The organism is Coleofasciculus sp. G3-WIS-01 (assembly GCF_040223135.1).
Lineage (GTDB): Bacteria > Cyanobacteriota > Cyanobacteriia > Cyanobacteriales > Coleofasciculaceae > Coleofasciculus.
This window is the reverse complement of record NZ_JAVJZI010000056.1, coordinates 1-19,882: the sequence shown is the minus strand read 5'-3', so window position 1 is coordinate 19,882 and position 19,882 is coordinate 1. Positions and strand designations below refer to the sequence as shown.

Genomic DNA, 19,882 nt, shown 5'->3' with positions numbered 1-19,882 from the left:
TCAAAACGAGAAACGCATCGAGGTTCGCGTGAATGGTAAACGTTGCTACTGTAAACCTGACGAGGTTAAACCTATGCACAGAAAGGATGGGTATAGTTATGCCTAGGTTTACAAGGATTTTCAGCCAACTGGAGAACCGCGAACAAGATAGGGATCAGAGTAACACTGATACTCGTGAAGCAGATAATCTTTAATTTCAAGGGAGGGTTGAGCAATTTAGTGGAATGGCTTCACCATCAAATTCGTTAGTGGATACGAGTAATCCTCTCTGGTACTTGGGAATTGACTTCGGCACCACAGGTCTGTCGGCGGTTGTGTTGAACCAAAAAACAGGTCAGCACTACCCTCTCTATTGGCAACAGGAATCATCAACCGCCAATCGTCATGGGGGCGAGAGCCTGTTTCGTTTACCCACACAAACATATAGTAGTCAGCCATCGGCTCCAAAAACAGCTCCATCAGTCGGTGTTGCTGCTTCGGTGTCTACCTGGGCAAAAGCACTGGGAATAAGAGTGTCCATGGTTAAACCCTATTTGCCATTGGCAATTCCTTACTATTGCCCAGAACGTCGTCAGTGGGAGCCGATGTTACGGTTACCAGATGGACAGGTTCCTCTATACTGGGTGCGACGATCCTTGCAGGCAATGTTGGCAACTTTAACCCCAGAGACTGTTCGCACCAAGACACCATTGCAGGTAGGGGCAATGGATCTAGAATCACAGGTACTGGCAGAAGCTTTGGCACAACTCGAAGGTGTCATTGTCAGTTATCCTGCCGATTGGGGCGATACCTACCAGATTAATGTCCGGGAAGCAGTATTGGCTGCCAAGTTAGTCAAGGAATCTCAACAAATTGTTTTCTTAGAAGATGCGATCGCGTCCCTGTTAGCCGCTTTTCCTACATCGGAACCCGTCTGTCCCCCCTTAACCCCTCAATCCTCCACTCCTGGACGTGGCTGGACTCTGGTGATCGATATTGGCGCAACCACCACGGAATTGGCATTAGTGGATTTGCCTTACAATCTGAGCCAATTAACTTACGCCGACTTTCAGCTTCAGAGTTGGTCTTATGCAGGTCAGGCTATTGATCAAGATATTATATGGCAGCTACTCTACCCTCAGATGTCTGAGGCGCAATTAGCACAACTGGCTCTCAGCCAGGATTTAGAACGACCCTTACCCGGTCAACCTGACCCCAAAAGACGCGATCGCGCTTTATTCGAGTTACAGCATTCGGCGTTAGGACAGGCGCTACTGAAAGCGGCTGAATACTTGAAGCTGATTTTGCCACACAAAGCCGAATTTACCCTGGAATTGGGTACGTCTCAATGGACAGTGCAGCAAAAAGACTTCAACACTGCCGTTATCACACCGTTTATTGAACAACTAAACCAACAGGTTAACAAGCTGCTAATTCAAGCAGGACTTTCCCAACAGGCTATCGGACAAGCCATCTGTACAGGCGGAAGCGCTAAGTTAAAAAAGGTTAAGGAGTGGCTCCAGCACAAACTGCCTAACGCTAAACTCCTCCCAGAAACTGGACTCCCCCAGACGTGGGTAGCAACTGGACTAGCAAAGTTCCCCCTGTATCCCCATGTCTTTAATCGTTTCCTGCAGCAGTATAGTGACTACTTTCTACTACAGGAATTACTTAAGGCGTTCCCCCCGACAGAGAAGGAATCAGCGATTCGGGATTACACCGTGGCAGAGATTAGGCAACGCTTAGAACGTCAAGGACTAAACACAGTCGCTTGTTATGAGCGTTTGCTGGGGTTTTTGGACGGTGAGTTACCGTCAGGGTTGCTCCCAGTGAGCGATCGCCTACAGGGGTTCTCTGCAACTTCTCCCCAAAACTCCTCTTATGGTGATCTAGCTGACGCCAAACTATTTTCAACCGTAGGCGATCGGCTTTATCGTGCCAATTTCCAGCAACATGAACGTCTGCGTCAGTACCTTAAACTCCTTGTATCGAGTCTGTCTCAAACCTTTGATGAGCCTTTAATCATTAATTGTAATCATTGGCATAAATAAAGGCTATCGGTAGGAGATTTTTTTTCAGCCAGAGGATGAATTGTCCCCATCTTCTACACAAATCTTAGTCCTAGAGTGGGTTATGTCCATGGGACTTTGTCTATTCCCACAGTTAGAGAAATTAACTGGTAATTTTTAGTCTGCTGTAGTATCTGTGCGTCTAAATCAGTTGTGAAATAACAACCCTTACTGGCTAAGTTTTTCAGTCCCATTTATTTTCACAAATCATTTAGACTGGCTTTAGCTATATAAGATGATTTTACCTCTTTAGGTAGATGTCTAAAGCTAACTTAATAGAAAATATATGACAAATTACATTCAGTTTAGAGTAAAGATGGTTAAAATACGCAAACTTTGTTCATCCCAATTCATCGTCTTTATAATATCTTCATAAAATAGGTGTATAATTGTAAAGATTTCATGAAGTGTACCAAAAGGACTATATTTTTTTAGGAAAAATATCAATACTATAGAACATAATAATTAGGCTAAATAAGTTACAAGTTGTAATACAACTGATCTGACAACATGTTTACTACATCCAACTGTTCCACACCCAGGTCGGGTGATCCTCTCGTTCTCCAAAGCGTCCCTTGGTTACGTGTGGCGCATCGGTCGGCGACCTCTCAAATTAAACGGCTTATTGATATTCTGGGAGCCTTGTTTGGCTTGATCATGACAGCCATTCTCGCCATACCCATTGTGATCGCCATCCAAATTGATAATCCAGGTCCTATCTTCTATCGTCAACTTCGTTGCGGTCTACAAGGTAAACCCTTTCGCATCTTGAAATTTCGTTCAATGGTTGTAGGCGCCGATCGCATGCAACATTTGGTGCAAAATCAGGCAAAAGGTCATATCTTTAAAAATACAAACGATCCTCGCATCACTCGTGTGGGTCGTTTTTTACGGCGCACCAGCTTGGATGAATTGCCTCAATTTTGGAACGTCCTCAAAGGTGAAATGAGCTTAGTTGGCACTCGTCCGCCCACCCTAAATGAGGTAGAAAACTACCAGCCACATCATTGGAAACGATTGAGAACCAAGCCAGGAATGACTGGAGAATGGCAAGTTCATGGTCGCTCTAGTGTTATCGATTTTGAAGATATTGTGTCTATGGATCTGGCTTATCAGCGCAAGTGGTCTGTTGGCTATGACTTTCAGCTCATCGTGAAAACTATCGCTGTAGTCTTGAAGAAGCAAGGAGCGTATTAAGCCAAGGTGGATCTCCATGTAAATTACTATTACCGAAAAAATTCCCGATAATTTGTCAATCCTTAATCCTTAAAGAACGTCCAGTAATTAAAGTTTTCTAATCCTAGCTCGATTAAACTAAAAAAAATGTTCGTAGTTGCACGAATTGTGCTATAAGCGAAGATATAGCAACTACAAAAAGTCATAATTCATAAGCTTATCGTAGGTGATAGTTACTAATAACTAAGCAAAAAAACCTGCCCTTATTCATAAGTCATAATTCATAAGTCAGATGACACTACCCACATGGATTACATTTTCTCGATTACTTGGGTTGCCCTTTATTCTATACGGGCTGCATGATCCCACAGATCAGACGCGCTGGATTTGTTTGGCAATCTTTCTAATTGCTGCAGGTACCGACTGGTTAGATGGCTATCTGGCGCGGAAGCTGGATCAAGTTACGGATTTAGGAAAATTCCTTGATCCCTTGGTTGATAAATTATTAGTCTTAGCCCCCCTTTTAGCGTTGATCGAATTGGGTCAAGTTCCCGCCTGGGGAGTATTTGTGATATTAGGGCGGGAATTAGCGATCGCGGGTTGGCGAGTTAACCCCAATTTGACCCGGGAAATTAGTGGCGCAAATATTTGGGGTAAACTCAAAACCGTAAGTCAAATTACAGCAGTTGCCCTGTTAATTGCACCACTTCCTCCAGTGTGGGAAATGCCATCCCTTGTCCTATTTTGGCTATCCGTTGTCCTCACCCTAATTTCTGGCGGAATTTACATATTGCCTCAACTCGCGGCTAATAGTTGGTCATCTAAGGAGAAATCCACCTCAGCTTCGTGACGCCCAGATGCTAAGTAATCGTTTTGGAACGAATCCTTAAGCCCCGATATCAAGTCATATTCCGGTTCCCAGTTGAGTTGAGTCTTGGCTTTATGGACATCAGTAAAAAAGTGTTGTGTCCGCAGGGGGAAGGCTTTTCGCTTGCCAAAATCAAATTTTTTGGGATTGTAATGTAACAGATCAAAATCGTCGGGGGATTTGCCTGCTGCGACAATACAGGCGTTTGCCAAGCCGTCAAAGGTGACATAGCGATCGCCGGATACATTGTAAATTTGTCCAATGGCTTGCTGGTTTCCTAGTACCAGAGACATGGCACGGGCTAAATCTTTACAATGTCCCAGTTGTGTGATATACAGACCACTATTGGGGATAAGGATGGGGCGATCGCGAACTATACGGTCAAAGAACCAGGCTTCTAAGTCGTTGTAGTTTTGAGGTCCATAGATATAAGTTGGGCGAATCGCGGTAAAGGGAATCCCTTGGGCTTCTAGGTAAGCTTCCGTCTCATGTTTACCTTTGTGGCGACTTTTCGGATCTACGGGATCACCTTCAAAATGGGGCATTTGATCAGATTGTAAATAGACTCCCGCCGAACTCATATAGACAAAATGCTGTACTTTGTCTTTAAATATCTCGACTAGGGGTTGAGTATCACTGAGTTCCCGCCCGTTATTATCAAAGATGGCATCAAAGGCTTGTCCAGAGAGCTTTTCCTTGAGTTGGGTAGCGTCTTTGCGATCGCCGTGAATCTGTTGTACCCCTTCGACAGGGGCGGGTTTATTACCTCGGTTGAACAGCACCACCTCATGTCCTTGTTCAACCAAGATTTTGGTTAAGTAGACTCCGATGAAGCGAGTACCACCCATGATTAAAATTCGCATGATTATCCTTTCTGTCTAATCCTGTATGGGAATTTTACAGTCATTTGTCCTTGGTTACGGGTTTGTCATCCTTCATCCAGAGTCTGTCACCTCAAAAGTCCTGATCCAAACCACCACCAGAGAATTAGTGATCGGATCGTCCTCGTTGAAAAGCGATCGCATTGTCTACAGTACCATTGCCATGACTCAAGACCACCCTATCGATTTTACAGGCTATCTGCGATCGATTTGCGATCTCTATGAACAGTGGTGGAAGCTTGACAAACTGACGGATACGATATATAAGCAACAGGATGCATCAGGAAACCCGCGATCGCCCTTTCAGTTTAATTTAACGGTACAGCGCCTCAAACCGCCGCCACAGGAAGGAAACGAAACACCAGAGACGTTGCCCATTTTAACCGGATTACGTCAATATTCGGCAAACCATGTCCTGTTAGTTGGGCAGCCCGGTTCAGGGAAATCGACGGCATTAATTCAGTTTTTGGTAGAACAAGCCAAACAAGCCCTTTCTCACCCCCAGAATCCGATTCCTGTATTGGTGCAATTACGACAGTTTAAACCATCAGAAACTCATCATTCAGGGGTATTATATCTGATTCAAGATTTCTTAGAAATCCACGAGTTGCTACTTGAAATTTCGGATATCAAAAATCTGCTACGTAATCGGCGATTATTTCTGCTGTTCGATGGGTTAAATGAGTTGCCTAGCCACTCAGCCCGACGAGATTTAAAAGCATTTCGCCAGAAGTATTCGCATCTACCTATGATTTTTACAACCCGTAATTTGGGCGAAGGCTGGGACTTAGGTATTCGTGATCACTTAGAAATCGAACCCCTGAATCCGTTACAAATAAAACAATTTATTCACTATTCTATGATAGGGCAAAATAAACAACCTTTACAACAGTTATCCAATCACTGGCGAGAATTGGGTCAGACGCCGTTTGTAATGAAAATGCTGTCTTTCCTAGTTCATAAAACAGGGCATATTCCCTCTAGCCTAGCCGAAACATTGCGTCAGTTTACGCAGTTATATGAACGTGGATATAAAGAAGATGTACCTGTTTCCGATGAGTCTCAACGCTGGTGGTCTAAATTACTGGAAAAGCTAGCATTTGAAATGATGCAGGGAGAAAAGCTGACCGATTTTAGGTTAAGTATTTCTCGTCGAGATGTTGAGAGTATTTTTACTGATTTTTTACAAGAAAAGGTAAAGTATCCAGATGATTTGGCAATCCGTTGCTTAGACGACTTACTCAAACATCATTTAATTGTTCGTAGTGAGCGCTTTAGCGCTTCTGGCACTTTAGTGCCTACTACGAACGTAGAATTTTCTCATCAACTGATTCAAGAATACTATGCGGCTGAGTATCTGCTATCGTGGCAAAAGATTCTCGAACTCAATGATAATCAATTAAAACAAGACTATTTAAATTATTTGAAATGGACAGAACCGTTGGCGTTAATGTTGGCATTAGTTGACAATAAAGCGCAGGCGGTGCGTATGGTTAAATTAGCGCTAGAGGTCGATTTGCGGTTAGGTGCAAGATTAGCTGGGGCAGTTAAACCCGAATTTCAAGAAAAGACTGTGGGTTTAGTGGCTCAATTAACTGTTACGGAAGCGCTAAAAACACATTTGTTGGGAATAACCCGATCAGAATTGGCAATTGAAGCGCTAATTCATAACTTATCGAGTGAAGACTATTATATCCGGTGGAGTGCCGTTAATTGGTTGGGTCAAATTAGCTCAGAATCGGTTATTGATGCACTTGAACCAGCTTTGATAGATGAAGATTACGGGATGCGTTGGACTGTGGCGGAAGTATTAGGAAAAATTGGTACAGAGAAAGCGATTGAACAATTGCGTCAACTAGCTTTCGATAAATATTGTAGTCAATATGTGGTCGAATTATTAGGAGATAGTGGCACTGAATCGGCAATTGAACTATTAGGTGAGGTTTTGTTCAGTCAGGATAGCTCGATGCCGTGGTGTGCCGTCGAAGCTTTGGCGAAGATTGGTACAAAATCTGCCATTAATTTACTCCAGAAAGCTTTGTTATATGGTGAAAGTGATTTGAGTTGTAATGCAGTGTATGCATTAGCTAAAATTGATACGAAACTCGCAATTGAGGTACTGACACAAGCATTAGAACATGAACAAGAATCAGTTCGTTTTCGTGCTGCTTTAGCCTTAGTAAAAAAGTCGAATGAAGCAGTTATTCCAGTGCTATGTCAGATTTTAGCAAATTTTGATGATGAGATCGCGTATCAAGCCATTAATAGCTTATCAAGTATAGGTACTGAAGCCACAATTCCTGGATTACATCAAGCGTTGTTCCATCCAAACTACCAAATTCGTAGGCGGGCGCTTAAAGGATTATTGGATATTGGTACAGCCGCAACGATTCCAGCTCTGAGTGATGCCTTGCGCGATCGCTATTTAGAACGAGAGAGCCGGATTACTGAGGTATTAAAAGAGATTGGCACATCAGACGCGATCGCGGTATTGAAACAGGCGTTATTCAGCGATAACTATTCTACCTATAAAAATGCGGCTAATGCGTTAGGAAATATTGGTTCGGCAGAAACGATTGCGATGCTTATCCAAGCCTTATCTCATCCCAAGCATTCTGTACGCTGTTCTGTTGTTAATGTATTGGGGAATATTGGCTGTAAATCCGCTATTCCAGAATTAATCAAAGCCTTACAAGATAAAGAGAGTTCCGTTCGGCACAGTGCGGCTGAAGCCTTAGAAACTATTGCTGATTCAGAGGCTGTTCCCGCGTTAATTCAGGCGTTACACGATGAAGATTATCCTGTTCGTTGTCGTGCGGTTGAGGCGTTAGGAACCATTGGCGCACCGGAAGCTGTTTCTGCTTTAGTTGATGTTTGGCAGGATCAATCTGCTTGTGTACATAAAATTGTGGCTGAAGCGTTAGGTAAAATCGGCACGACAGAGGCAATTAAGGCGTTACGGCAAGCCTTATTGAATGACAATGAATTTATTCGTTGGGATGCGGCTAAGGTATTACAAGAAATCGGCGGATCGGAACTATTACCTGATTTGTTTCAAATGCTAGCAAAAACAACCTGCGATCGCACGCCCGATATACTTGATGTAATATACGCTATTCAAGACCGTTATCAATTTTACAACCAATCTGTAGCTGAATCTCCACTATCGGTTCCGGATCAGTCTGGTGATCCCTTGATAGATAGTCTAGAAACAATCATTCAAATCCTCAAAACTATGTCAAACAACCCTACCAATAATTTCCAAGGTGCTACTTTTAACGGCATCACGGGGACTGTTACTGGAAATATCGTCGGCGATAATATTGGCAGTCAAAACAACTACCCCGCCGAACAAAGACAAACACTTACTGAAGCCGCCGCCGAGATTCAGCAATTATTAGCACAACTGAAAAACTCTAACCCAACCTTAACTGAATCTGAAAGACAAAGTGTTGTTATCGAAGCCATTAACCAAGAAATAAAACGCAATCCAACTTTTAAGCAGCGACTACAAAGTGCGTTAAAAGCAGGTGGTATTGAGGCATTAAAGTCACTATTTCCTGCTGTCAATATTCCCATTGAAACCATTAAAGGCTGGATGGAGGCTGAATCCTGATCCGTTTACCCGTCTACTCTAAAAAGGCAGCACTCTACCTTATTTCTACCTCAACTTGACATGATATTAAGCCATTACACAATACTCTCACCGAGAACAGAACGTTTTGCTGAACTGGCTCTGGATAGGTAACTTTTAATCATAAGCCATCGCTATGATTTTTTTTGTGGCTGTCTTGAGACATCATTCTGTGTAGATTCTGTCCAATATAAATTAGGACAAAGTAGATAATCCAATGGCAATTTTAATCCGGTTAACTCCATATTTGGAATTGTTGCACATTGGTCGAAGCTGAAACCAATTTTCGCCTCATGATCAATTATATGTAACTCTCGGATTACCTGAACCTCAAACAACATTCTTAATGTTTTTACCGACAAAAAACCATTTTCATGCAGAAAAATTCCTAATGGCAAAGAATTATTGTATGCACTTTTTATGACTCGTTTAAGAGTTGTTTCTTTAACTAAAGAAACTTCTAGAATTAGAGAGTACAATCCTAATCCATCAGTGCGGTGACTTGCCGCGACTAAACACCCTTTATTTAGCCAAAAAAAATGATTGGTTTTGTATACCAACATTAGTAAGCCTGTTTTATGGCTGATCTGTAAATATTTAATGATTTCATCCAAAAAAAAATCCGTTAAATCGCCATTAATACTCATTGAATTAAACCGATAAAGACTTAGAAAAACGCATTAATTGATGCCAGTATACTATCTTAAAAAAATAATTGAGTAATAATCAGTGATTACTGTTTCAATCAATTACCGTTCATATTAATTTATCTCAATCTATTTGCCATTAGACTTTAGGAATAGAAAACATCTGCCAAAGTGAATAAATGAAGCTGCCATTTTGCCTCTAGGGGTTGGGCAATTGCCGCAAACGCTGGGTCAATCAACTCCGGTGGTAAGTTAAAATTGTCTAACTGCCATTCAATACGAGTGAGAAACAGCCCTGTGGCAAAGTCAGTATGCTGATCCGCATGAATGATATTGCCGCCGTTAGCATAAATAAAATTGGCAAATTTTGCAACTAATCCCGGTTGATCAGGACAGGAGATTAGTAGTGTAGCGGTTTGAGGTTGATGCTCTCCCTTTGCCATTTTTCTTCCCTTTAGCTGAAATTAATCGCTGAGAATGCAGTGATTCTATCAATTTGTTCAGTAAATATTGTATATGCTGAGCAAGAGAACCCTTATCTACGCTGTGCTGAATGAACCCAAAACCGATGACACCGCCAATCATTGGAATTACCACCTTTAACTACAAGCCAACCGGAAACTTTTATTCACCGGCGGGTTATACTCAGGCAGTCCAGTCGGCTGGAGGGATACCCGTTCTGCTTCCGCCTGTTCAATCTGATCTCGCCGTCTTGCTGAACCGGATTGATGGGTTAATTTTTACAGGTGGGGGTGATGTAGACCCAGAGTTGTATAATGGTTCCCCTCATCCTACAATTTATGGTATTGATCCGGAACGCGATCGCGCTGAACTAGGACTAGCAAAATTGGCATTGGCGAAACAAAAGCCTATTTTGGGGATTTGTCGCGGCTTAGAAGTGCTGATGGTGGCTAGTGGTGGTGATTTAGTCCCCCATCTGCCAGAGGAATTTGGGGAAGATATACTCCATCGAGAGGACATGCTGAAACCAAGTCAGCATAAGGTGCAGATTTATCCCGATAGCCGACTATCTCGAATCATGGGAGAGGAAGAACTTACTGTTGTCTCTTGGCACCATCAAGGCGTGCGTACCATACCTCCCGGTTGGCAGATTGTCGCCAAAGCCACAGATGGCTTAATTGAAGCATTAGAACACGAACAGCATCCCTTTGCGATCGCGCTGCAATGGCATCCGGAACTTTCCCCTTCCGATTCCAGACACCTTTCGATTTTCCAGGCGTTGATTCAAGCCGCAAGTCAAAATGAATTGAACCCTAATGGCTTTCATTTGCAGACGACAGGCTGGGGGTGTGGATAGGATGCAATACTGCTTGGATAAGCCTGTCTTCTCTCCCCCTGCTTCCCCATCTCCTTGTCCCCCTTACGCGGTAGATTCAAGTCAGCATCTATAATTCATTGGGTGAGAAAAAAAACATGAAGCGCCGCCATTTTCTCAAATACACCAGTCTGGCAAGTACAGGGTTAGCCTTTGCCGCTTGTAACTCGGTGAATCTGTCTACCTCCGGCAGGAATAACTCTTCTAAATCTTCATCCGCCTCAACGCTTGACTTTGGCAAACTCGAAAAAACTTACCTAAACCTAGGGATTATTCCCATTACCGAAAGTGCGCCCCTGGTTATCGCCCAAGAATTAGGCTTTTTTGCTCGCTCTGGGCTTAACGTTAGTCTGAGTAAGCAAGAGAATTGGAATCAAATTCAGGATGGTTTACTCGATTACCAGTTAGATGCAGCTCAAGCCTTATATGGAATGCCAATGATGGCACAATTAGGAGCAGAAGCCGCCCCCATGGTTGCCCTGATGGTACTCAATCTCCATGGCAGCAGCATTACCTTATCTCCCAAAGCCTGGGATGCTGGAATTCGACCGGCGATTGAATATTTCACCTTTCAGGAGTTTGCCGATTCCTATCGCCAATACGTTCGCAAATTCGAGGAACCGCCTATTTTTGCTACCGAGTCGAATGCTTCGATGGATTATTACATTAGCCGCTATTGGTTAGCCGCCATGGGAATTAATCCGGAAAGCGAGGTTGAATTTATGGAGATTCCCCCCTCACAAATGATCTATAAAATTCAAGCGGGGGTGATGGATGCTTACAGCAGTAGTGAACCGTGGAACCAACAGACGGTTTTGCAGGGAAATGGATTTACCGCAAATGTCTCTCAGAATATTTGGACGGGACATCCGGGAAATGTGCTAGCCACGATGCAAGCCTGGGTGGACGAACATCCCGCAACCGCTAGGGCTTTAGTGGCGGCGATTCTAGAAGCCTGTGAGTTTTGTGAGCAAGCCAAAAATCGCCGCGAAGTTGCCCAAATTCTTGCCCAAAGCAGGTATCTGAACACGGATCAGGAATATATAGAACCGGCTTTATTGGGTAACTATGATTATGGTGGCTTTGATAACCAGGAACGGCTGGAAACTATTCCTAATTTTTATCAGTTTTATGGTGACAATAGCGATGATCCAGAGAAGCCAAATCCGGTTAACTATCCCTGGCGTTCTCATGGGATTTGGTTACTCACTCAGATGATTCGTTGGGGTCAAATTGAACAACAATATTATCCCAAGGATGCCGATGAAATCCTAGAGAAAATTTATCCGTTAGAAATTTATACAGATGTGGCGGAGGCATTAAAGATTGAGCTACCCAGTGATCCGATGAAAATGGAACCTGCCACCGTTTTTATCGATCAACGCCAATTTGATCCGAGTGATCCGATTGCTTATCTAAATAATTTTGAGATTCAGGCATAAGTGGGCAAGATATTTACGGGGTGATCGGTACTGGGTAGCTGACTTTTTACGAAAAGTAGAGAAACCTGCGTCGGGGCGGGTTTAGTCACATCCCTTGTGTCAACGAAAAGATAGTAGAGACGTTGCCTGCAACGTCTGGAACAACTCACGTTGCACCACATACCGTGAAAGTAAGCTTTGGTAGAGATGTTCCCTCCCACAAACCACTACACAGAAACAAGTTCCGCCTTGTCCATTTATTAAGAGGTTAATTCTGATTAAAAAAACTAATTGATTGTATATTAGTAGTAAGCGGATATTGTGTTAATCTTATTACAGTGTGGGTGGTAAGGCATAAAGTCCCCCACCTGTCGGTAAAATCTTGATCAGGAGTAATCGGATTATGTCTACCCGAAAAGAAGGACTTCATTGGCTTTTCAAGAAAAAATGTGGTTTCAACGAGATGCCGGGGCTTCCTGCCTTCGATAGCTATTCAAAAGCGTTATTGATTTGTGCCAATGGCGATAATGAGTTAACCCAGGTGGAAAGAGATTGGGTTGTTGGTCAAGCATCAGCCTTTGGCGCTCCTGATCAAGTGGTTGAGGAACTCAAAACTTACCAGGCGGATGAAGACATTGATGCGGTTATTTCTCGAGACACCGCAGCAAATGCTTGTCGCCGCTATCTTGTCTATGACGCGATCGAGGCTTGCTCAGCGGATGGGGAATACAGTAGCGCAGAGCGAGAAACCGTTACCAAAATGGCTGCTAAACTTGGTATTGATGCAGAAATCGTGAAGCAGATTGAAGAAATTTATAATCAAGAGGCTCTTCTCAGGGAAAAGCGATTAGCGCTGCTATTCCCGACAGGTACTCCCCTCTAGATAGTACCCTCCTTTATCCGCATCTTTTTTAAACTACCTGAAAGCCTTATTAAACAAGGATTTAAACGTTAATATGTTCCAGGCTAACTTGACAATTGATTAATTGGGTCTAAGACCTCTTCGTTTACGAAGAAATTAATCTAACTCCTCTTCGCCAATATCAGCTAAAGGTAGGGGTTCATTCCCTGGTGTTCGCAAGGATTCCACTAACTGTTGTATCTCTGCAGGTGGTGCGGGGGTAAGGCGAGAAACAATCCAAGTCACGATAAAATTCAGTACCATTCCCACTGTGCCAATACCTTCAGCGGAAACGCCAAAAAACCAGGTTGGCATCTGGTAAAATTTTACGCCAATAATATAGATAGTCGTGAAAACTAACCCGACAATCATACCTGCGATCGCGCCTTCTCGGTTAGTCCGCTGATCAAATATGCCTAAGATAATCACTGGGAAGAAACTAGCGGCGGCTAACCCAAAGGCAAAGGCGACTACTTGAGCCACAAAACCGGGGGGATTAGTACCAAAATACCCGGCAATGACAATAGCGAATCCCACCATAAATCGACCCACTAATAACCGTTGGGCTTCTGATGCGTCTGGGTTGATAATGCGGTAATAGACATCATGTGCCACGGAACTGGAAATCACTAGTAATAACCCCGATGCCGTTGATAGGGCGGCGGCTAATCCACCGGCTGCCACTAAGGCAATCACCCAGGGTGCAAGTTGGGCGACTTCGGGGGTAGAGAGGACAATAATATCTGGGTCAATGGTAATTTCGTTTGTTTCGGTATCGGGAGTTAATTGAATTTTTCCATCCCCATTCTTATCATCAAACGCCAATAATCCGGTGTTTTCCCATTTGGTTGCCCAATCCAGTTGACGCACCTCTTCAATCGTATTATTATGTAAAGTCTGAATCAAGTTATATCGGGCAAATCCGGCAATAGCGGGCGCGGTGGTATAGAGAATCGCAATAAACAGTAATGCCCAACCTGCGGAATATCGAGCCGCACGCACATTAGGAACCGTATAGAATCGGACAATAACATGAGGTAATCCGGCGGTTCCCACCATCAGGGCGATGGTAATAAATAGGACATCCAACATGGATTTATTGGTAAAGGGTTGGGTATATTCCGCAAACCCTAAATCCACTTGAATTCCATTCAGGCGTTCCATAATATCACTGAACGTAAATCCTAATTGAGGAATTGGATTATTTGTCAGCAACACAGAGATCGCGATCGCGGGAATTAGATAGGCGATAATTAAGACACAGTATTGTGCTACTTGTGTCCAAGTAATCCCCTTCATTCCCCCCAAGATGGCGAAAAAGGCGACAATTACCATCCCAATAATCACGCCTGTATTAATATCCACCTGTAAGAAACGACTGAAGACAATTCCCACTCCCCGCATTTGTCCCGCCACATAGGTGAGAGAGATGAAAATTGCCGCCACTACCGCCACCAAACGTGCTGTACGGGAATAGTAGCGATCGCCAACAAAATCAGGTACAGTATATTTACCAAACTTCCGTAAATAGGGTGCTAGCAGTAGGGCGAGTAAGACATATCCCCCCGTCCATCCCATCAGATAGATAGAACCGTCATACCCCAGAAATGAAATCAACCCCGCCATGGAAATAAACGACGCCGCTGACATCCAATCGGCGGCTGTAGCTGCACCGTTGGCGATAGAGGGGACACCCTGAGAGGCGACAAAAAAACCTTTAGTATCTTTTACCCGCGAATGCCAACCAATATAGACATAGACAATAAAAGAAAGTATTACCAATACGGTTGTCCAAGCTTCAACTGACATAATTACTCCTCGTTATCATTTCTGGGTTTATGATGGCGGTATTTCTGTTCTAATTTATCCATTTGAATGGCGTAGATAAAAATTAACATCACAAAGACATAAATTGAGCCTTGTTGCGCCATCCAGAATCCCAAAGGAACGCCACCCAGATTAATCTGGTTCAAGGGTTGCACCAGCAGAATACTCAGGACAATCGAAACCAATGCCCAGACAATCAGCAGATTACGAATCAGGGCTTTATTCGCTCGCCAGTATTCTCTATTTCGGTTATTCGTCATTATTTTTTGGATTCCCTCATCCAAGGGGCACGGGTACTATAGCACTACGAGGATACCTAGTGCAGCGCCCTTGGAAATACTTGAGCAGCTTCGTAGATACGATTAAGCTGGGGGAGCTGAGGAAGCTGGGGGAGATATTAGCTGTTCAGTTATTTATGCCTTCTTGCACTAGAGCGCCGATAAGCGTAATCACGGTTGGGGTAAAACATGAGAAAATGGCTTGACAAAAGAGTTGTGAGTGGTCTGTACGTGCAACTGTTTTGAGACCATAATAGGGGTAAGTGCCTTCAAGTGCCGTTTGAGGTACTGTTGTCAATGTCGGAAACCTCTGAGGTTTGAACGTTACCGCTATGGAAATCCAACGAGTCATCTTAAACAACATTGGGCTATTTGAAAACCTGGAAATTCCCTTAGCACCCACTGAGCAAAATCCCAGCAATATCACCGTCTTTGTTGGTAATAACGGCGCTGGTAAAACCTCTGTGTTGAAAGCCTTAGCAACCTCCCTTAGTTGGTTTACTGCTCGTTTACTTACAGAAAAAGGTAGTGGTAACCCTATTCCCGAAGATGTCATACTCAACACCGCTAATGCTGCCAGTATTGAAATAGACATTTGTGATTCTTCTGGGGCATCAGACAATCCTGATCAAAGCGAGTTCGACCATCACTTCAAGTGGACTTTAGCAAAAAGCAGAAAAGGACGTAAAGCCCACTACACTACTAATCTCAACGATTGCACCCGCTTAGCCAATCGTTATCGTGATGCTCTTACCCGTGATGACAAAACTAGCCTGCCCATCATTGCGTTTTATCCCGTCGAGCGCGTCGTACTTGATATTCCACTAAAAATTAGGACTAAGCATACTTTCTTGCAACTCGATGGTTACGATAACTATTTAAGTCAGGGGGTTGACTTTCGCCGCTTTTTTGAGTGGTTTCGTGAACGGGAAGATACCGAAAATGAATCAGGAATTTCTGAAGATTTGCTGAACCAACTGAAACCATTATTGGAAACCAATCCAGACGCATGGCAACGGTTGAAAGAACTCAATGCCTCAGCCAAAGATCGGCAATTAACCGCAGTTCGCACCGCCATTCGCCGATTTATGCCCCAGATGGACAACCTTAGAGTCCGTCGTAAACCCCGTCTCTACATGGCGATTGATAAAAATGGTGAAACTCTGAATGTAGCCCAACTTTCACAAGGCGAAAAATCTCTCATGGCTCTGGTTGGTGATATTGCTCGCCGTCTAGCCATGCTGAATCCTGCCCTAGAGAATCCTCTCGCAGGTGACGGTATAGTCTTGATTGATGAAGTCGATTTGCACCTGCATCCCTCTTGGCAACGCAGCCTGTGCGATCGCCTAATCGCAACTTTCCCAAATTGTCAGTTTGTGCTGACTACCCATTCACCTCTGGTGATCAGCGACTGTAAAAATGTTTTGGTTTACACCTTAACCAATGGTGAATTGCGACAATTGCCCTCTCAGTATGGGCAAGATGCTAATACTGTCTTATTAGATGTTATGGACACCAGTATCCGTAATGAGAAAATTAATACTGAACTGAACGATCTGCTGGATGCCATACAAGATTCAAAGCTAACTGAGGCTCAACAACTACTTGCAAAATTAACTGAGGAACTACCCGCCAATCATCTGGAATTGATCAAAGCCAAATTACTGCTCCGTAAACAAGAATTGCGTCATGCGAACCATTAGTAAAGGGACTGAACCCTCCAATTTGACAGATTGGAAACAAGCAAACCCTCACGGACGCTACAACCAGTTAACTGAAGATATTCGCCGAACTATTCGGCAATATGCTCTAGTCGAACAATTCTACCTTTGTGCCTATTGCTGCCAGCGCATCCAAGACATTGATACTTGCCACAATGAGCATATAGAAGCTCAAAAATTGAATCCTAGACGCACACTTGACTTTTCAAATATTGTCGCCAGTTGTAATACCTCTAATCAATGTGGTAATTCCCATAAATCACAACCCCTACCCCTAACTCCTCTGATGACAGAATGTGAAACAGAACTTCGCTTTAAAATTAGTGGTCGGGTAGAAGGGTTAAGCGAGCGGGCAATCGTCACGATTCAAGTCTTAAACTTGGGAGATCATGAAAAAAATAACGGTGCATTGATCGAAAAACGCAAGCAATTGTCTAATGCCTTATTATGGAAGTATTATGGCGATCCTAACCAAGGGTTAGAGGAGGATAAAGAAGTGCTGGCGTTATTGATTGACGAACTTGCACAACCGCAACAGGGGCAGTTGGAACCTTTTGCTCCAATAGTAGTTAATATTTTGCGAAGTTTGCTTCAATGCCCGATCTTGTAGGTTGGGTTGAAGGATGAAACCCAACACTCATCACTGCTTCTCCACCTCAACCCTGGTGCGATCGCCCAACCGAGTCATGTTTGGTTTCACTTTACCTACTGATTCACAAGTATAGTTGCTTGATTCAATACCTGAAATGAAGGATTTTAGAGCGCATTGTGCTGAGCTAGTCCACTTCTTTGGCTCATTAGCAGACTTTAGAGGTTACGATGGCGCAGAAGATGTTGCGGGATGGCTTAATCTTGCAGCCTGCATTGAATCTGTTAATTACGACACTAGCTACTTTGATCCGGGGGCAGGAGTCTGTGGCTTAGCAGATATATGGGCTGAACGTCAAGCATTATTGCAACAGAAACTGGTTACTGAAATTGCTCGTTTTCAATTTTGCTGGTCAGCAATTGAAGCCGCAATAGATAGCTTTGTCCCAATTGAAAACAAGCCTAAAGCAAAAGTCAACCGACTTTGTTATTTTTTAAAGGAAAAGTACAGGAATACAAATAATTTACTTGGTTATGACGAGCTTTTAAATTACGTTAAGCTACGAGCGAATGGAGATAAAAACCATCGGTCAATATTTAGGTCTGTAGACAATTATCCAAGTTTTTTATCCGAACACGGGCATGGCGTTTATTGTGTTTATAAATTGAGGAATGAGCTAGCTCATGGAGCCTTTAATATCCCGGTGGACTCTGGGGATGGTGATCAAGGAATGCTTTTAGATATCATCGTTAGCTCTCGCATCGTGTTACTGACCTTGCATTTTCTGATGATGGCTAAGTATCCGTCAGACTCTGTCGAGGTATTTTGGAAGCAGCATGAGATTATTGCTGTTCCTTTCGGGATTTACTTAAGATCAATACACATGGACGACATTACTTATTTGCGAGACATTGAGTATGATTTTGACTCATAGCAATTCAATACAGCGGATGGATGAAAACTGCTGGTGCTGGGTTTAAGGTTATCTGCCGCTACTGATTTGAACCGTTATGCTACTTCCAGGGCTGTTCTTGCTACCCATTCTTGCTAACCTTTTCTTGGGAGTATATAATTACCTTTTGGTTAAGCGATAAGTTGTCTAGTAGTTAGTGGTTGTGACGGTCATTAAGCTAAAGTGTTTTAGAACTGAAAGCCTCCGCCAATCTGTTGTTTTTGAAAGAATATATGTAAGTTCTGGAAGTGTCCAATAGTTTGTTAATTAGCCGTCATGAATGGGTCAGTGGATATTGAAGCAGTTAGATCTGAAGCATTAAGGAAACGCTGAAACCGAGTCTTATAAGAAGTTGCAGTCTAATGTAGAATTTGTCATGCTGAGCGAAGTCCTGAGCGAAGCGAAGGAACAGTAGCGAAGCATCTGTCCAGATTCTTCGCTTCGCTCAGAATGACATGATAGAACGCAACTCGGTATTAAACCTGGGAGATAACGTCAATAGAGGCTATCAAGTTTGTTTAGCTGCGGTAGATCCAGCAGGCTTAATAGCAGAGGAGGAAGCAATATCGTTATCGGTGATAAACTTGAAGCAAGACACCAATTGCGATGGTGAGGTCAGTATGAACACAGAGTTCACTCAAATGTTTGAGTTAACCCTCTCGGAAAAACTACAACTGCTGGAAGATTTATGGGACAGCATTGCCCAAATTCCAGAGCAAATTCCTGTGCTTGATTGGCAAAAAGAAGAGCTAGCCAAGAGAAAGGCTACCTATTTGCAAAATCCTGGCTCAGGTAGTTCATGGGAAGCAGCTAAGGAGCGAATTCGCAACGGACAGTATGGTGCTTAGGAATCTGATCATTCTACCAGAGGCGGAACTGGATGTAGCCCAAGCTTATGTTTAGTATGAAGAAAAAGAATTTGGTTTGGGCGAAGAGTTTCTTCGTTGTGTCGATGCTTGCATTCAGTTTATCCGGCGAAATCCGGAAATGTATCAGGTAGTGCATGAAAGTTATCGAAGGGCTGTCGTTCGGCGCTTTCCCTATGTTATTTTTTATGAACGTTCAGACATCACAGTTATAGCAACCGCCATAGCTGTTAGGACACATCATTTATGTAGAGACGTTGCATGCAACGTCTCTACAATGGTGCCTTTGTCCTAATCGATGTGTCTACTGCTATATAGTTTATGCCGTTTTCCACTGCTCTCAAGACCCGAAGAAATGGCGTAGTCGGTTGTCGTAGGAGTAGCTGAGCGCAGCAGAACAAATCGTTGGAGCCGACTGCCGTAAGATTATCTGTAGGAGTCAAAGGTTATCTGTTTAATGTACAAATACCCTCGCACCCCTCATATCCAAGGTTCACGACTCCAACCGGGGGATGGCGTCTTAAGTGTGTAGGGGCGGGTTTCACGACTATCTTTTTGGTTGCACAAGGGATGTGGCTAAACCCGCCCCGACCCAGGTTTCTAGACTTCCCGTGAATCCCTAAGTTGTAATGTAGTATGATTTTGTAGTATAGGCTCAATTTAAGACTGGCAGCGATTTTCCGGCGTAAGCAGACTACCAGCCGCGCCTTGATTGCCTTTTTCTATTTTAGGGTTTA

At 43.4% G+C, this 19,882-nt stretch carries 15 protein-coding genes and 1 pseudogene; 11 read left to right on the top strand and 5 right to left on the bottom strand.

Features of this window, described 5'->3' with window-relative positions; all coding sequences use genetic code 11:
- The first annotated feature begins 224 nt into the window (after positions 1-224).
- The 3 genes from RIM23_RS05765 to pgsA all read left to right on the top strand — a co-directional run bounded on the left by RIM23_RS05765 (position 225) and on the right by pgsA (position 4,074).
- Complete coding sequence (locus RIM23_RS05765; protein WP_446365249.1) at positions 225-2,030, top strand: hypothetical protein; 1,806 nt, start codon at positions 225-227, stop codon at positions 2,028-2,030.
- Positions 2,031-2,558: 528 nt separating this feature from the next.
- Positions 2,559-3,245, top strand: a complete 687-nt coding sequence (locus tag RIM23_RS05760) for a sugar transferase (RefSeq protein WP_446365247.1) — start codon at positions 2,559-2,561, stop codon at positions 3,243-3,245.
- Between the two features lie 271 nt (positions 3,246-3,516).
- Entirely contained in the window at positions 3,517-4,074 is a 558-nt protein-coding gene (gene pgsA / locus RIM23_RS05755) for a CDP-diacylglycerol--glycerol-3-phosphate 3-phosphatidyltransferase (protein ID WP_446365245.1), read from the top strand.
- Here the strand turns inward: pgsA and RIM23_RS05750 are convergent.
- On the bottom strand, positions 4,020-4,955 hold the full coding sequence (locus tag RIM23_RS05750) for an NAD-dependent epimerase/dehydratase family protein (RefSeq protein ID WP_446365243.1): 936 nt from the start codon (positions 4,953-4,955) through the stop codon (positions 4,020-4,022). The two genes, pgsA and RIM23_RS05750, sit on opposite strands and share 55 nt — an antisense overlap.
- A gap of 25 nt (positions 4,956-4,980) precedes the next feature.
- Between RIM23_RS05750 and RIM23_RS05745 the strand changes: the two genes are divergently transcribed.
- On the top strand, positions 4,981-8,589 hold the full coding sequence (locus RIM23_RS05745) for a HEAT repeat domain-containing protein (protein WP_446365241.1): 3,609 nt from the start codon (positions 4,981-4,983) through the stop codon (positions 8,587-8,589).
- Positions 8,590-8,741: 152 nt separating this feature from the next.
- Here the strand turns inward: RIM23_RS05745 and RIM23_RS05740 are convergent, their stop codons facing one another.
- Both RIM23_RS05740 and RIM23_RS05735 read right to left on the bottom strand, forming a co-directional pair.
- Positions 8,742-9,254, bottom strand: a complete 513-nt coding sequence (locus tag RIM23_RS05740) for a DUF4388 domain-containing protein (RefSeq protein ID WP_446341639.1) — start codon at positions 9,252-9,254, stop codon at positions 8,742-8,744.
- Positions 9,255-9,433: 179 nt separating this feature from the next.
- A pseudogene (locus RIM23_RS05735) lies at positions 9,434-9,697 on the bottom strand (ACT domain-containing protein); the annotation flags it as partial.
- A gap of 110 nt (positions 9,698-9,807) precedes the next feature.
- Here RIM23_RS05735 and RIM23_RS05730 point away from each other — a divergent pair.
- The 3 genes from RIM23_RS05730 to RIM23_RS05720 all read left to right on the top strand — a co-directional run bounded on the left by RIM23_RS05730 (position 9,808) and on the right by RIM23_RS05720 (position 12,894).
- The gene (locus RIM23_RS05730; protein WP_446365239.1) at positions 9,808-10,572 is read left to right on the top strand and encodes a gamma-glutamyl-gamma-aminobutyrate hydrolase family protein; all 765 of its coding nucleotides are present in this window, start codon (positions 9,808-9,810) and stop codon (positions 10,570-10,572) included.
- A gap of 116 nt (positions 10,573-10,688) precedes the next feature.
- Positions 10,689-12,032, top strand: coding sequence for a CmpA/NrtA family ABC transporter substrate-binding protein (locus RIM23_RS05725; protein ID WP_446365237.1), 1,344 nt, complete (start codon positions 10,689-10,691; stop codon positions 12,030-12,032).
- Between the two features lie 382 nt (positions 12,033-12,414).
- The gene (locus RIM23_RS05720) at positions 12,415-12,894 is read left to right on the top strand and encodes a hypothetical protein (protein ID WP_446365235.1); all 480 of its coding nucleotides are present in this window, start codon (positions 12,415-12,417) and stop codon (positions 12,892-12,894) included.
- A gap of 135 nt (positions 12,895-13,029) precedes the next feature.
- On the opposite strand, the gene RIM23_RS05715 is transcribed toward RIM23_RS05720, so the two are convergent.
- Together RIM23_RS05715 and RIM23_RS05710 are read right to left on the bottom strand one after the other, a co-directional pair.
- A complete protein-coding gene (locus RIM23_RS05715) occupies positions 13,030-14,721 on the bottom strand; it encodes a sodium:solute symporter family protein (RefSeq protein WP_446365233.1) in 1,692 nt (563 codons plus the stop codon).
- A 2-nt stretch (positions 14,722-14,723) separates the two neighbouring features.
- Positions 14,724-14,999 (bottom strand): DUF4212 domain-containing protein, encoded by a 276-nt coding sequence (locus RIM23_RS05710; RefSeq protein WP_446339566.1) that lies wholly within the window; start codon positions 14,997-14,999, stop codon positions 14,724-14,726.
- Positions 15,000-15,349: 350 nt separating this feature from the next.
- On the opposite strand from RIM23_RS05710, the gene RIM23_RS05705 reads away from it, so the two are divergent.
- The 4 genes from RIM23_RS05705 (at position 15,350) to RIM23_RS05690 (ending at position 19,127) form a co-directional block, all read left to right on the top strand.
- Positions 15,350-16,720 carry an AAA family ATPase gene (locus RIM23_RS05705; protein ID WP_446365231.1) on the top strand — a complete coding sequence of 457 codons (1,371 nt, stop codon included), beginning with the start codon at positions 15,350-15,352 and terminating at the stop codon, positions 16,718-16,720.
- On the top strand, positions 16,707-17,348 hold the full coding sequence (locus RIM23_RS05700) for a TIGR02646 family protein (protein WP_446365229.1): 642 nt from the start codon (positions 16,707-16,709) through the stop codon (positions 17,346-17,348). Before RIM23_RS05705 ends, RIM23_RS05700 begins: the two co-directional genes overlap by 14 nt.
- Before the next feature lie 136 nt (positions 17,349-17,484).
- Positions 17,485-18,261 (top strand): hypothetical protein, encoded by a 777-nt coding sequence (locus tag RIM23_RS05695; RefSeq protein ID WP_446365227.1) that lies wholly within the window; start codon positions 17,485-17,487, stop codon positions 18,259-18,261.
- A gap of 473 nt (positions 18,262-18,734) precedes the next feature.
- Positions 18,735-19,127, top strand: coding sequence for an addiction module protein (locus RIM23_RS05690; RefSeq protein WP_446365225.1), 393 nt, complete (start codon positions 18,735-18,737; stop codon positions 19,125-19,127).
- The last annotated feature ends 755 nt before the right edge of the window (positions 19,128-19,882 follow it).

What these genes read in the sequence shown, in the direction of transcription:
- RIM23_RS05765 (WP_446365249.1), top strand. Translation starts at nt 225, where the DNA reads ATGGCTTCACCATCAAATTCGTTAGTGGATACGAGTAATCCTCTCTGG.
- RIM23_RS05760 (WP_446365247.1), top strand. Translation starts at nt 2,559, where the DNA reads ATGTTTACTACATCCAACTGTTCCACACCCAGGTCGGGTGATCCTCTC.
- pgsA (WP_446365245.1), top strand. Translation starts at nt 3,517, where the DNA reads ATGACACTACCCACATGGATTACATTTTCTCGATTACTTGGGTTGCCC.
- RIM23_RS05750 (WP_446365243.1), bottom strand. Translation starts at nt 4,955, where the DNA reads ATGCGAATTTTAATCATGGGTGGTACTCGCTTCATCGGAGTCTACTTA.
- RIM23_RS05745 (WP_446365241.1), top strand. Translation starts at nt 4,981, where the DNA reads ATGGGAATTTTACAGTCATTTGTCCTTGGTTACGGGTTTGTCATCCTT.
- RIM23_RS05740 (WP_446341639.1), bottom strand. Translation starts at nt 9,254, where the DNA reads ATGAGTATTAATGGCGATTTAACGGATTTTTTTTTGGATGAAATCATT.
- RIM23_RS05730 (WP_446365239.1), top strand. Translation starts at nt 9,808, where the DNA reads ATGAACCCAAAACCGATGACACCGCCAATCATTGGAATTACCACCTTT.
- RIM23_RS05725 (WP_446365237.1), top strand. Translation starts at nt 10,689, where the DNA reads ATGAAGCGCCGCCATTTTCTCAAATACACCAGTCTGGCAAGTACAGGG.
- RIM23_RS05720 (WP_446365235.1), top strand. Translation starts at nt 12,415, where the DNA reads ATGTCTACCCGAAAAGAAGGACTTCATTGGCTTTTCAAGAAAAAATGT.
- RIM23_RS05715 (WP_446365233.1), bottom strand. Translation starts at nt 14,721, where the DNA reads ATGTCAGTTGAAGCTTGGACAACCGTATTGGTAATACTTTCTTTTATT.
- RIM23_RS05710 (WP_446339566.1), bottom strand. Translation starts at nt 14,999, where the DNA reads ATGACGAATAACCGAAATAGAGAATACTGGCGAGCGAATAAAGCCCTG.
- RIM23_RS05705 (WP_446365231.1), top strand. Translation starts at nt 15,350, where the DNA reads ATGGAAATCCAACGAGTCATCTTAAACAACATTGGGCTATTTGAAAAC.
- RIM23_RS05700 (WP_446365229.1), top strand. Translation starts at nt 16,707, where the DNA reads ATGCGAACCATTAGTAAAGGGACTGAACCCTCCAATTTGACAGATTGG.
- RIM23_RS05695 (WP_446365227.1), top strand. Translation starts at nt 17,485, where the DNA reads ATGAAGGATTTTAGAGCGCATTGTGCTGAGCTAGTCCACTTCTTTGGC.
- RIM23_RS05690 (WP_446365225.1), top strand. Translation starts at nt 18,735, where the DNA reads ATGATAGAACGCAACTCGGTATTAAACCTGGGAGATAACGTCAATAGA.